At 63.0% G+C, this 13,320-nt stretch carries 12 protein-coding genes; 1 reads left to right on the top strand and 11 read right to left on the bottom strand.

The window, feature by feature from the left end:
• Positions 1-52: 52 nt before the first annotated feature.
• The 4 genes from hspQ to ACTIFK_RS03885 form a co-directional block, all read right to left on the bottom strand.
• On the bottom strand, positions 53-436 hold the full coding sequence (hspQ, locus tag ACTIFK_RS03900; protein ID WP_439541738.1) for a heat shock protein HspQ: 384 nt from the start codon (positions 434-436) through the stop codon (positions 53-55).
• Positions 437-517: 81 nt separating this feature from the next.
• Positions 518-1,573, bottom strand: a complete 1,056-nt coding sequence (locus ACTIFK_RS03895; protein WP_439541737.1) for an HpcH/HpaI aldolase/citrate lyase family protein — start codon at positions 1,571-1,573, stop codon at positions 518-520.
• Positions 1,574-1,670: 97 nt separating this feature from the next.
• The gene (locus ACTIFK_RS03890; protein ID WP_439541736.1) at positions 1,671-3,035 is read right to left on the bottom strand and encodes a polyhydroxyalkanoate depolymerase; all 1,365 of its coding nucleotides are present in this window, start codon (positions 3,033-3,035) and stop codon (positions 1,671-1,673) included.
• A 245-nt stretch (positions 3,036-3,280) separates the two neighbouring features.
• Entirely contained in the window at positions 3,281-3,784 is a 504-nt protein-coding gene (locus tag ACTIFK_RS03885; protein ID WP_439541735.1) for an Lrp/AsnC family transcriptional regulator, read from the bottom strand.
• A 137-nt stretch (positions 3,785-3,921) separates the two neighbouring features.
• On the opposite strand from ACTIFK_RS03885, the gene ald reads away from it, so the two are divergent.
• Positions 3,922-5,046: an alanine dehydrogenase gene (ald, locus tag ACTIFK_RS03880; RefSeq protein WP_439541734.1), complete on the top strand. Its 1,125-nt coding sequence runs from the start codon at positions 3,922-3,924 to the stop codon at positions 5,044-5,046.
• A 122-nt stretch (positions 5,047-5,168) separates the two neighbouring features.
• On the opposite strand, the gene ACTIFK_RS03875 is transcribed toward ald, so the two are convergent.
• The 7 genes from ACTIFK_RS03875 to ACTIFK_RS03845 form a co-directional block, all read right to left on the bottom strand.
• Positions 5,169-6,011 (bottom strand): lytic murein transglycosylase, encoded by an 843-nt coding sequence (locus ACTIFK_RS03875; protein ID WP_439541733.1) that lies wholly within the window; start codon positions 6,009-6,011, stop codon positions 5,169-5,171.
• A gap of 136 nt (positions 6,012-6,147) precedes the next feature.
• Complete coding sequence (locus ACTIFK_RS03870) at positions 6,148-7,173, bottom strand: sensor histidine kinase (protein ID WP_439541732.1); 1,026 nt, start codon at positions 7,171-7,173, stop codon at positions 6,148-6,150.
• A 15-nt stretch (positions 7,174-7,188) separates the two neighbouring features.
• Positions 7,189-7,641: a response regulator gene (locus tag ACTIFK_RS03865; RefSeq protein WP_439542069.1), complete on the bottom strand. Its 453-nt coding sequence runs from the start codon at positions 7,639-7,641 to the stop codon at positions 7,189-7,191.
• Positions 7,642-7,643: 2 nt separating this feature from the next.
• Complete coding sequence (locus tag ACTIFK_RS03860) at positions 7,644-9,134, bottom strand: sensor histidine kinase (RefSeq protein WP_439541731.1); 1,491 nt, start codon at positions 9,132-9,134, stop codon at positions 7,644-7,646.
• 399 nt (positions 9,135-9,533) lie between these two features.
• Entirely contained in the window at positions 9,534-10,121 is a 588-nt protein-coding gene (locus tag ACTIFK_RS03855; protein WP_439541730.1) for a hypothetical protein, read from the bottom strand.
• Between the two features lie 161 nt (positions 10,122-10,282).
• Positions 10,283-11,779 carry a CoA-acylating methylmalonate-semialdehyde dehydrogenase gene (locus tag ACTIFK_RS03850; protein ID WP_439541729.1) on the bottom strand — a complete coding sequence of 499 codons (1,497 nt, stop codon included), beginning with the start codon at positions 11,777-11,779 and terminating at the stop codon, positions 10,283-10,285.
• A gap of 174 nt (positions 11,780-11,953) precedes the next feature.
• Positions 11,954-13,279 carry an aspartate aminotransferase family protein gene (locus tag ACTIFK_RS03845; RefSeq protein ID WP_439541728.1) on the bottom strand — a complete coding sequence of 442 codons (1,326 nt, stop codon included), beginning with the start codon at positions 13,277-13,279 and terminating at the stop codon, positions 11,954-11,956.
• Between the last annotated feature and the right edge of the window lie 41 nt (positions 13,280-13,320).

Below are 13,320 nucleotides of genomic sequence, written 5' to 3'. Positions count from 1 at the left end.
GCGGCCTGCGGTGTTTCGGACGCGCCGGATGATTGAGGCTGCTCGCTCGCGCCTAATGCGGCTGGGCGAAAACGCGATACCGTCCGTCCTCGTCCTCGACGAAATAATCGGCGAGCTGAGGATGGCGCAGCGGTTCGCCGCTCGTGTCCGGCAGCAGGTTCTGTTCCGAGACGTAGGCGATGTATTCCGTCTCCTCGTTCTCAGCCAGCAGATGATAGTAGGGCTGGTCCTTGACGGGGCGGATCTCGGCCGGGATGGCGAGCCACCAATCCTCGGAATTGCTGAAGACGGGATCGATGTCGAATACGACGCCGCGGAACGCGTAGACGCGATGGCGCACGACCTGGCCGATCGCGTATTTCGCATTGCGGATATCCGTTGCCGGGTCCTTCCGCTTGCGGCGGCGCTGCGTGATTTTCTTCGGTTTCTGCGACATCGTCTCCGTCCCGACCGCATACGAGGCGAGGGAGATGGCGATGTCAACCCAACAGTGCAAGATGGTTGACGGCCTGCGGCATCAGAACCCGTAAACGGCGCCGCGCTCCGGATCCTTCTTGGCGACGAGCCGCGCGAGGTCAACGATGACCTTGGCCTGCTTCCAGGTCGCGTCGTCCTGCATCTTGCCGTCGATCATCACGGCGCCGGTGCCGTCGGGCATGGCCTCGAGGATGCGCTTGGCGAAGGCGACTTCCTTCTCGTCGGGCGAAAAGACGCGCTTGGCGATATCGATCTGGCTCGGGTGCAGCGACCAGGCGCCGAGGCAACCCTGGATGAACGCGTTGCGGAACTGGGCTTCGCACGCCGGGCCGTCGGAGAAATCGCCGAAGGGGCCGTAGAACGGCTTGAGACCGTAGGCGAGGCACGCATCGACCATCTTGCCGACGGTGTAGTGCCAGAGGTCCTGCTGCGCGCGCGCGCGTGGGGCGTTGGCGTCCGCACCGGCATCGGCCAGCACGTTGTAATCGGGATGGCCGCCGCCGACGCGCGTCGTCTTCATGCCGCGCGACGCGGCGAGGTCCGCCGGGCCGAGGCTCATGCCGTGCATGCGCGGAGACGCGGCGGCGATGGCTTCGACGTTCTTCACGCCTTCGGCGGTTTCGAGGATGGCGTGGATCATGATCGGGCGCGCGACGCTGTACTTGGCTTCGAGCTGCGCCAGGAGCTGGTCGAGGTAGTGAATGTCCCAGGGGCCTTCGACCTTGGGCAGCATGATGACGTCGACCTTGTTGCCGGCCTCGCGCACGATGTCGATGACGTCATCGAGCATCCACGGCGAGTTGAGGCAGTTGATGCGCGTCCACAGGCCGGTGTCGCCGAAATCGTTCTCGCGCGCCATCTGGATGAAGCCGCGGCGGGCCGCTTCCTTGTCGCCGACCGGAATCGCGTCTTCGAGGTTGCCGAGCACGACGTCGACCTGGCTCGCGATATCCTTGATTTTCGAACGGATCTTTTCGTTGTGCGGCGGCACGAAGTGAATCATGCGCTCGATGCGGACCGGGGCGGCGCGGAAGGGCTCGGGGGCGCCGATGGCGAGGGGGGCGAAATGCTTCGCGGGCGTGCGGACGGCGCTCATCGGGCGGACCTCGGTCTTGCTATGGAGAATGGCAGAATGCGCGCGCACTCTAGTGAGCGAGCGGGGCGTGTCAACGTGGCCGGTTAGCGGGCCGGGATCAGCGCGGCGAGCCGTTCACTTCGCCTTTGGGGCGCTCGCCGTGGGTGCGCCAGTCGATGATGTTTTCGCGCGCGGGCTGCAACGCGCGGTAAGGAGCCGGGACCTTGGTGTCCTCGGAGCCCGACCGGCGCTTGAACTGGATCGAGCGGATCATCTCGCGGATGCGCGGCTGGATCTCGGTGCGCCAGCGCGTGCCGCTGAAGACGCCGTAGTGACCCACGCCGGGCTGGACGTAGGCATAGTGTTCGTCGGGCGGAATATTGGTGCAGAGGTCATGCGCGGCTTGGGTCTGGCCGAGGCCGCAGATGTCGTCGCGTTCGCCTTCGACCGTCATGAGGGCCGTTTTGCGGATGGCGGAGCAATCGACAAGCTTGCCCCGGTGCATCATCTCGCCCTTGGGCAGCAAGTGATCCTGGAACACGGTCTTGATGGTCTCGAGATAGAACTCGGCCGGCAGGTCCATGACGGCGAGGTATTCCTCGTAGAACGTCTTGTGGGCGTTGACGGAGTCGCAATCGCCTTTGACGAGGTTCTCGAACAGCTTCATGTGCGCCTGCGTATGGCGCTCGAGGTTCATGGTCATGAATCCGGTGAGCTGGATGAAGCCCGGATAGACGCGGCGGCCGATGCCCGCATTCGGGAAGGGCACATAGTTGATGACGTTGTTCTCGAACCAGGAGAGCGGCTTCTCCTCGGCGAGCTTATTCACCTGCGTCGGATTGCGGCGCGTGTCGATGGGGCCGCCCATGAGGGTCATCGAGGCCGGCTGGGCGGGATCATCGTTGGCGGCCATGATCGCGGTCGCGGCGAGCGCGGGAACGGCGGGCTGGCACACGGCGATGACGTGCGTGTTCGGCCCGAGGAATTGCACGAACTCGATGATGTAGTCGATGAAATCGTCGAGGCCGAAGGGGCCGGCGAAGGCGGGGATATCGCGCGAGTCGGCCCAGTCGGTGACGTAGAGATTATGCTCCGGGATCATCGCCTCGACGGTGTTGCGCAAGAGCGTCGCGTAATGCCCGGACATCGGCGCAATGAGCAGCACCTTCGGATCGTAACGCTTTCCGACAATGGTTTCATCGCGGTCGAAGTGGAGCAGACTACAGAACGGTTTCTTTAGAACAATTTCTTCTTTGACCGGCACCGTGAGGCCGTGGATCTTGGTTTCCTTGATGCCGAATTCCGGCTTGCCGTAGCGGCGCGTCATGCCCTCGAAAACTTCGCAGGCTGCCGACAGGTTCTTGGCGAACTCGGTGGAGGAGAATGGATTGTACGGGGCATCCAGCTGCGTTTTGAATGCCCGAGTCATAAGGCGGACCGGGTGCATCAAAGCGTGCGTGAGCTCATACGTGTAGTAGTGCATCAGCGACCACTCCCTCGGGCTCGAAGGTGCAATGCAGCAGGGCCATTCAGGCCCGTCAAGCACTCTGTCTCAGAAATGTCGTAATTGCCCGAATTGCAGACAAATTTGTGACGCATTTGTCACCGGAATCGCTAAAATATAGGCAATTGGTCGAAGCCGATCCGTCGGGTGAGTTGTGCGTCGCAACAGGGCCAGACGCCGGTCCTGCGCCAGAGCGATCCTGCCGGTGTCGTCCTACTCGGCTGTTACCCCTTCGAGCGCTGGTGGCGGGACGTTGGGCGGACCGTGAGGCCCGGAATCGGGCGCGCCTTCACCTCACGCAGGACGAAGCTCGAGCGCAAGCGCGTGACGCCCGGCAGGCGGGACAGCTCCTGCTTGTGAATGCGTTCGTAGTCGTCGAGGTCGCGGGCGAGCACGGTCAGGAGATAGTCGTCCTCGCCCGACATCAGATCGCAGCCGATGACCGAGGGCGACGCCGCAACGGCCGCCTCAAACGCTTCCAGGCGCTGCTCCGTCTGGTTTTGCAGACTGATGAAGATGTGCACCGTCATTCCCAATCCGATGGCGCGGCGGTTGATGCGCGCCTGATAGCCCTCGATGACGCCCGACTCTTCGAGGGCGCGAATGCGGCGTGCAATGGCGGTGGGGGAGAGGGGCACGCGCTCGGCAAGCTGGACCTGACTGAGCCGTCCATCTTCGACAAGGGCGTCGATGATGGCGTGATCGAGCGCATCTGGAATGTTGGTCATTGGAATTCTGCGTAAAATTGGAATCTACGACGATTATCTGCGCTAGCGGGCGGTTGTTCAACGAAATTTGCGGACTCGTGATGCTCATTTGTTGGTAAAGTTCGTGCCGGATATGAGCGCCCTCAGGGAGACGGCCAATGCGCATCGGCGTGCCGACGGAGATCAAAAGCGATGAGTTTCGCGTTGGGCTCGTGCCGGGCTCGGTCCGCGAACTCGCCGCGAGGGGCCACGAGGTTCTGGTTCAGTCCGGCGCGGGCGCGGGCATCTTCGCCGACGACGCTGTGTACGTGCAGGCCGGGGCCCGCATTCTGCCGACGGCCGAGCAGGTGTTCGCCGAAGCCGACATGATCGTGAAGGTGAAGGAGCCACAGGCGGTCGAGGTGGCGCGCCTCAAGCCGCACCAGGTGTTGTTCACGTATCTCCATCTCGCTCCGGATCCGGACCAGGCGCGCGGGCTCTTGTCCTCCGGCGCGACGGCCATCGCCTATGAGACCGTGACGGACGCGGCGGGCGGTTTGCCGCTGCTGGCGCCGATGAGCGAAGTGGCGGGACGGCTTTCGATCGAGGCGGCGGCGATTGCGCTGCGGCGACCGACCGGCGGACGCGGCGTGCTGATGGGCGGCGTGCCCGGCGTGCGGCCGGCCAAGGTTGTCGTGCTCGGCGGCGGCGTTGTCGGCACGCATGCGGCGCGGATGGCCGTGGGCCTCGGCGCGGACGTGACGATCATCGACAAGTCGTTGCCGCGGCTGCGTCAGCTCGACGAACTGTTTCATGGCCGGGTCGTGACCCTCGCCTCGACGATGCATGCCATCGAAAGCGCGGTGCTCGATGCGGACGTCGTGGTCGGCGCGGTTCTGGTCGCGGGTGCGAGCGCGCCGAAGCTGGTATCGCGGTCGATGCTCGGCTCGATGAAGCGCGGTGCGGTGCTGGTGGACGTCTCGATCGATCAGGGCGGATGCTTCGAAACCTCGAGGCCGACGACGCACGCTCATCCCACGTTCGATGTGGACGGCGTCATCCATTATTGCGTGGCCAACATGCCGGGCGCGGTGCCGGTGACGAGCGCGCAGGCGCTCAATAACGCGACGCTGCCGTTCGTGCTCAAGCTCGCGGACCATGGGCTTGCGGCGTTCGACCGGGACAAGCATCTGGCGGCCGGATTGAATGTGCGCGACGGGCGGATCACGCATTCCGCCGTGGCCGCCTCGCTCGGGTTCGATCGTGTTGGCGCGGGCTCGGCCCGCTCGGTGGCCGCGGCCTAGGGGCCGCGACGCTTTTCGATCCGGCGCGCCGTTTCCCCCCGTAACGCGCGCCGTGCAGCCGGTCCGCTCCCCGTTTCCCCCCGGGGCGGGCCGGCATTTTTTGTTCGTTGCGTTGGCCGTTCTCAGCGCTGGGCGGCGAGCTTCGACGCCATCACCGAAATGGTGCGCTGGTAGACTTCGGCGCGGTTCCAATCCTTGATGACGGCGTAGTTGGCGGAGCCTGGTGCCCAGGATTGCCCGGCCTGCCACCCGTGGCCCTTGAGGAAGTTAGCGGTGGAAGCCAGGATGTCCGGCACGCTGTGGATCAGATCCTTCTTGCCGTCACCGTCGAAATCGACGGCGTACTTGACGTAGGGCGTCGGCAGAAACTGCGTCTGTCCGATCTCGCCCGCCCAGCCGCCGCGCAGTTCTTCAGGGCGCATGTGCGCGTCGTCGATTATGCGCAGCGCGTCGAGCAGTTGACCGGTGAAGAAGGGTGAGCGGCGGCAGTCGTAAGCCAGCGTGGCTAGCGAGCGGAAGATGGAATACTTGCCGCTCGTGTCGGCGCCGAAATTGGTTTCGAGGCCCCAGATGGAAATGACGATTTCGGCGGGGACGCCGAACTGCTGTTCCATGCGGTCGAGCGTGGCGCGGTGTGTCTTCATGCGGGCCCGCGCGCGGCCGACGAGGACGGAGCCGACGCGACGCGCATAAAACTGCTCGAATGACAGCTTGAACGACTTCTGATTGCGATCGAAATGAATGATGCGGGGGTCGTAGGTGACGCCATCGAGTCCCTGGGAGATAGCGCGCGGGGAAATGCCCGCTGCGATGGCTTGCCTCTTGAATCCGGCGAGCCAGGCACCGAATCCGCCTGGGCCATTGCCGCACTCACGCGCGAGGGAAGGCGACGCGCCCATGATCGCGATGAGAAGTGCCGCGATGGATACGCGAAGTGGCCGAGCGAATGATGATGCGATCGACATGCTTGCCGACACCTCCGTTTTACATTTGCGCCGGAGTGATAGCGGCTCATGTCCCTGAGGTCCAGCGACGGGCTCTCCAAGGTCCAGCGACGAGCGTGGGGGTCGAGCGCGGATGTCCGGGAGCGGTTCGGCGCGATCAGAGCGCGAAGTCGAGACTCGCGCGCGTGCCGCGACCGCCGGCTTCGTAGCGGAACGTACCTTCGAGGCCGCGCGCCATCGCCGTGATGATGCGCGTGCCGAGGCCCGATCCCTTCGGCGTATCCGAGCCGTTCCAGCCGATGCCGTCGTCCTCGACGACGAGGGACAGCTGGGTGTCGTTGAGGCGGCGCAGGAAGACGCGGATGTCCCCGGTTTGATCGATCGGGTAGGCGTACTTGAAGGCGTTGGTCACCAACTCGGTGACGATGACTGCAAGTGAAATGGCGCGATCGGTCGGGAGGCGGATGTTTTCATCGGCGAAAACCTTGATGGCGCTTTGGCCTTCGTTACCGAGAACCGCGACCAGCTCCTCGCCGAGGTTGTTGAGGTAGGCGTCCAGATCGACGAAGCGAACGTCGGTTGAGGTGTAAAGCCGCCGGTGAATGCCGGCGATGGCGATGATGCGCGCCTTCATCTCGTTGAGCGCCGTCTTGGCGGCCTCGTCGGACACGGCGCTTGCCTGGAACGACGCAAGCGAGGCGATCAGGGCCAGCGAGTTCGCGACGCGATGGTTGACCTCGGCAAGGAGAAGTTCGGCCCGTTCCTTGGCCGCCTCGATGGCGCGCCGCTGTTCCTCGCGCTCAAGCACGTGACGCCGCTGGATCAGCGCCGATTTGATCGATTGCGAAAGAAGCTCGCGGTAGTGGCCATCGACATCCTTCCAGACGTAATCGACGGCGCCGGCTTTGAGGGCAGACACGGCGACGCGCGCATCCTCGGAGCCGGTGACGTAGATGATGGGAGGCGCGCCTTCGATGGCCAGGATCTCTGGAATGAGGTCGAGGCCGGTCTCGCTGATCAGGTTGTGGTCGAGGGCGATGGCATCGAAGGCGTTCGCCTTCAGCAGCGCCATGCCTTGGCGGCCGTCGAGCGCGTGCTCCAACGTAATGTCCTCGGCCGCCAGCGCTCTTTTCAGGAGGCGTGCCAATCCTTCATCGTCGTCAATGTAAAGGACATGCACCATCGACCTTGAGCGCTCTCAATCCGTTGTCGGCACTTGCATGACGGAGACAAACAAGCCGAGCTGCCGGATCGCATTGGCGAAGCTCTCGTAGTTCACCGGCTTGGTGATGTAGACGTTGGCTCCGAGATCGTAGCAACGCTGAATTTCGCGCTCGTCATCCGTGGTCGTCAAGATGACGACCGGGGAGCGCCGGATGTTCGGGTTCGACTTGATCTTCTCGAGAATGTCGACGCCGCTCATATCGGGAAGGTTGAGATCGAGCAGCACGAGCAGTGCGCGGCGCGCGTTGGCGTCGCCCGATCCATCCTCGCCGAACAGATAGGACAGCGCGGCGGTGCCGTTCTGGAACGGGACGATCTCGTTCGTTACGCCGGCGCGGCGGATGTTGCGTTCGATGAGTTTGGCATGTCCTTCATCGTCCTCGATCATCACGATCGTGACGTGAGCAGCTTTGGCGGTATCAGACATCATCATAGGCTCTCCGCGTACGTATCTTTTGTTCGCGATTTTTTCGGGAGATCGACTTCAAACGTAGTTCCGTGGCCGAATCTTGAGGCTACGGTCACGTCTCCACCCATCCTGCGCACAAGAGCTCGCACATGTGCAAGGCCTACGCCTTCACCTGGACGATCCTGCGGACCTGCACGCCGGAACAGCTCGAATACACGCTCGAGGTCCTTCTCCTCGATTCCGCGCCCATTATCCTTAATCCGGATCTTTACGCGCCCGCCCGACTCCTCGCCCTCGACCTCGATCAGGCCGGGCCGATCCTTGGCGAGATACTTTACGGCGTTCTCCAAGATGTTGCCGAAGACCTGCTCGAGCGCCAGACGGTCTCCGACAACGCTTGGAAGCTCCTTGGGAATATCGATCGCCGCGTCGGCTGTATCGAGCTGATGCTGAAGGTTGGCGCCGCCGCCCCTGACGAGCGCATCGAGATCCACACGTTCGCGCTTGAGCTCGCGGCGCCCCTCGCGCGACAGTTTGAGGATGGCTCCGATCAGACCGTCCATCTTGTGCGTAGAGGTCCGGATGAAATGCACCGCCTCAGGAATTTCTTCCTCGGCCGCGCGGCGAGCGGAGAGGATCTGATCCTCATTCGGCTCCGCTGCCGCGAAGTACGTCTTCAGAGCCGCAGTGCCGACTTCCAGTTCACTCGTGAAACCCATGATGTTCACGAGCGGCGCACGCAGGTCATGGCTGACGATATAGGCGAAGCGCTGAATTTCGTCATTGGCGCGCGTAAGCGACGTCGTGCGCTCGGCTACGCGATCTTCCAGGCCCGTATTGAGTTCGAGCACCGTTTGGCGGGCGGCGACGAGGCCCGCGGTATTCTGCTTTACGATGTAAAATGCTGCCAACGAGAACAGGACGATGCTGAGGCCGCCAAGGCCGGTGACCCATGCCAATTGTTTGGCGTCCCGCTCCATCGCGCCGAGGTTGTCTCCGACCTCGCTTTCAGCGCTGGCAATGATTTGCCCGAGGACTTTTCGTGCGTCGTCCATCGCCGTGCGGCCTTCGCCGGTGTTGACGATCGTCAACGCATCGTCGTGGCGGCCGGCGCGCTGAAGCTCGACCGTGCGCGTCAGCTCGCGCATCTTCATGCTGGCGAGTTGTTCGAGTTGGTCGATTTCCGCGCTGGTATCCCGCGCCCGTTGAGCCGCCTCCCGGAGCGCCGTGAAGTAACGAGGCAGATCGCTTTCGGCCCCGGTCAGGGGCCCGAGATAGGCTTCATCGCCAGTGAGCAGGAATCCGCGTTGCGCGGTTTCGGCGTTGAGCAGCGCGGTGAGGATCGTACCCGCTGCAATGCGGACCTGGCGGTCGTTTGCGACCGACGATGCGCTGTCCTGGGTTCGCGCGACCATCCAGAGCGAGAGAAGCGCAATCATTATAAGGATGAATGTCGCGGCGGCCATCAGGCCGAGGGTCTTACGTGCGAAGCCCGAAGAGAAAATCGACATTCATGCCTTTCTGGTTTGTCGGAAATCCCCGGCAGCGCCGGCGATCAGGTCGCCAAGCGCCGGCTACTCGACAGTCATACAACAAGAATATAGGGACACCTCGCCCCGACCAAACAGAACGCCGAGTTGGCCAGTTTGTTCCGTTTACGGCGAGATTTGTTGGGGGAGGGTCGAGCCGCATTTTCCGCAAAAACCGTGCCGTACGCCGGGAGATGACTCCTAATGCGTTAGCGTGCCTTGCGTGAACGCGACGACATCGCGTTTGCAATCGGCGAATACGATGACCGGCCCGCCGGTGTGCTTGGGGCAGGACACGCAGTGGCAAGTAGTCGACCTCGAAAGGTGGGCCGGTGAGCCGGAAGCGGTTCGCGCCGCATATGCAGCCGCCGGTGTGTGAGGTCATGTGCGCTTGCGCAGCTCGTTGTGTGATTTGCAGGCGTTGTGAAGTACCTCCATTACGAAGATCATCGGCTCGAGCCTGAGTTCTTCAGTGCGCTCGGTTTCATATAGATAGCGCCATTCGACGAACGCTCCGCGCATCATCACAAGTGTGTCGCGGAAATCGTCAAGGGTGGAAAGATCGGATTTGCGCTGTGAAGACGAAAAGTGCGGCATCAATTTTTGATGTGCTGATGGTGGCAGCGAAGCGAAAAGTTTGAGGAGGTCATGCCCGCGCATTGGTGCGTCGTGAAGTTGGCCGAGCGTCTTAAGATAGAGCTCGATGGCGAACACGCTATTTACGACGAACGGAGCCAAGCTCATTCCATTCCTTGGAATTTTCGTAAGATCGCGCTTGTAAAGATAAGACGAGGTGGTTGCGAACGAAACGGCTTGCCTGAACATTCCTTGAACAAGTGATGTTGGCTCGTAAAGACCCTTTTCTTTCAAAAGGGCAATGGCAAGCCGCATTCCTTCTTCGTTGTTTGTCGCAATAGGCACCTCGCCCACAAGTTGACCGTTGAGATAAACTTTCTTTGATTCAGTCATCGTTCTGAAAATCCAACACAGGTGTATCCCTAGGCATTGAATATCAGTTCTGGGCAAAAGTTTGTTGCCCGTAGCGGCACATTACAATGTAGCCCACCCCGCCCCACGATAACGTGAGTGAGTACCAGTGCTGCAGTCAGCTAGCGGCATCTTCGCTTGGCTCAGCTTCTTCCAGTGAAGTTGAATTCGGCGCCGGAGCGGATGCCGGTCGGCCAGCGGGCGGTGACGGTCTTGATGCGCGTGTAGAAGCGGACGCCTTCGGGGCCGTACACGGCGTGATCCCCGAACAGGGAGCGCTTCCAGCCGCCAAACGAATGGTAGGCGACGGGAACCGGGATCGGCACGTTGATGCCGACCATGCCGACTTCGATCTTGTCGGCGAAGGCGCGGGCGGTGTCGCCGTCGCGGGTGAAGATGGCGGTGCCGTTGCCGTACTCGTGGCTGTTCACGAGGTCGGCCGCCTCGTCGTAGCTCTCGGTGCGAACGACGGAGAGCACGGGGCCAAAGATTTCCTGCTTGTAGATCGTCATGTCCGGTGTGACGCGATCGAACAGCGTGCCGCCGAGGAAGAAGCCGTTTTCGTAGCCTTGCAGCACGAGACCGCGGCCGTCGACCACCAGTTCCGCGCCTTCCTTCTCGCCGAGCGCGATCAGGTCGGTGATGCGGCGCTTGGCTTCGGCGGTGACGACCGGGCCCATTTCGGACTCGGGATCGGACGCGGGCGCTACCTTCAGGGCGCGTACGCGCGGGGCGAGGGCTTCGACCAGGCGGTCGGCGGTGCGGGCGCCGACGGGGACGGCGACCGAGATCGCCATGCAGCGTTCGCCGGCCGAGCCGTAGCCCGCGCCCATCAGGGCATCGACGGCCTTGTCCATGTCGGCGTCGGGCATCACGATCATGTGGTTCTTGGCGCCGCCGAGCGCCTGCACGCGCTTCCCGGCCTTGGCGCCGCGCATGTAGACGTATTCGGCGATCGGCGTCGAGCCGACGAAGCTGACGGCCTTGACATCGGGATGATCGAGCAGCGCATCGACGGCGGTCTTGTCGCCGTGGACGACGTTGAGCACGCCGTCGGGGAAACCCGCTTCCTGGAACAGCTCCCAGATCAGCATCGGCGCGGAGGGATCGCGCTCGGAGGGTTTCAAGACAAAGGTGTTGCCGCAGGCGACGGCGACGGGAAACATCCACATCGGCACCATGGCCGGGAAGTTGAATGGCGTGATGCCGGCAACGACGCCGAGCGGCTGGCGATCCGACCAGCTGTCGATGTCGGGGCCGATGTTGCGGCTGAACTCGCCTTTCAGGAGATGCGGGATGCCGCACGCGAACTCGACGACCTCGATGCCGCGCTGCAGCTCGCCGAGGGCGTCGGCGTGGGTCTTGCCGTGTTCCGCAGAAATTGCGCTGGCAATGGCGTCGGCGTTCTTCTGCAGCAGCTCCTTGAAGCGGAACATGGGCGCTACCCGCTTCATGGGTGGCGTCGCGCCCCAGGCGGATGCTGCGCTCTTCGCGGCGGCGACGGCGGCGCCGACTTCCTCGACGGTCGAGAGCGGAAGGCGTGTGGTGGCCTCACCCGTCGCGGGGTCATAGACGTGGGACGCCTGGGTGGACGCGGAAACTACCTTTTTCCCACCGACGCCGTTTTCGATCGTGCGCATGTGATGCCCTCTGGAGCATTAGAACAAAATGAACTCGTCCCCAATTTTTTGGAGGTGAGCTAGGGGGAGCAATGCTGGCGTTCTGGCATCCCCCCCTCCTAACCTCCCCCACAAGGGGGGAGGGATGGCGGTGTGCAGGAGGCACGGGATGTGTCCGCCAGACAGGGATCTTTCCTAATCGGCGTGCGTGAGCACGTCTGTGAAAATGTCGAACAGGTGATCGATCTGGGCTTCGGTGACGATCAGCGGCGGCGAAAGGGCGATGATGTCGCCGGTCTGCCGCACGAGCAGGCCCTTCTCGAAACATTTGACGAAGCGGGAATAGGCGCGCTCGCCTGGCGCATCATCGGGATCGGGCAGGAACTCGACGGCGCCGATGAGGCCGATGTTGCGGATGTCGATGACGTGCGGCAGGTCCTTGAGCGCGTGGATGCGCTCTTCCCAATAGGCCGCGAGCTTGGCGGCGCGGGTGAGGAGTAGCTCCTCATGATAGGTGTCGAGCGTCGCGATGGCGGCGGCGGCGGCCATCGGGTGGCCGGAATAGGTGTAGCCGTGGAAGAAGTCGATGGCGTTCTCGGGGCCGGACATGAAGGCGTCGTTGATGTGGCCCTTCATGAACACGGCACCCATCGGGATGGTGCCGTTCGTGACGCCCTTCGCGGTCGTGATGAGATCGGGCGAGACGTCGAAGTAATCGACGGCGAACGGCGTGCCGAGGCGGCCGAAGGCGGTGATGACCTCATCGAAGATCAACAGGATGTCGTGCTTGCGGCAGATGGCTTCGAGGCGCTTCAGGTAGCCCTTCGGCGGGATCAGCACGCCCGTCGAGCAGGCGACCGGCTCGACGATGACGGCGGCGATGGTGGATGCGTCGTGCAGCGCGATGAGGCGTTCCAGCTCGTTGGCCAGCTCGACGCCGTGCTCGGGCTCGCCGCGGCTGAAGGCGTTGCGGGCGAGGTCATGCGTATGGGGCAGGTGGTCGACGCCCGCGACCACGGTGCCGAACCATTTGCGGTTGGCGGCGATGCCGCCGACGGCCGTGCCGCCGAAGTTGACGCCGTGATAGCCGCGTTCACGGCCGATCAGACGGACCTTCGACGCATTGCCTTTGGCGCGATGGTAGGCCAGCGCCATCTTGAGCGCGGTCTCGACGGACTCGGAGCCCGAGTTGGTGAAGAAGACGTGATCGAAGTCCTTCGGCGCGATGTTGACCAGTCTTGACGCGGCTTCGAACGCTTTCGGATGGCCCATCTGGAAGGTGCCGGCGAAATCGAGTTCGGCGGCCTGCTTCTGGATCGCTTCAACGATGCGCGGGCGGCAGTGGCCGGCGTTGACGCACCAGAGGCCGGACGTGCCGTCCAGGATCTTGCGGCCGTCCTCGGTGAAATAGTGCATGTCCTTGGCGGAGGCGAGCAGGCGCGGCGCGCTCTTGAACCTCCGGTTGGCCGAGAACGGCATGAAGAAGGCTTCGAGATCGTTGGTCTTGAGCTGAACGGTCATGGACGCGTGCCTTGCGTAAAGATATGGGGCGTGACGGAATG

The sequence above is a fragment of the Hyphomicrobium sp. genome, assembly GCF_051860585.1.
In the GTDB taxonomy this organism is placed as follows: domain Bacteria; phylum Pseudomonadota; class Alphaproteobacteria; order Rhizobiales; family Hyphomicrobiaceae; genus Hyphomicrobium_C.
The sequence above is the reverse complement of the archived record's forward strand: the minus strand, read 5'-3'. Positions and strand labels throughout refer to the sequence as shown.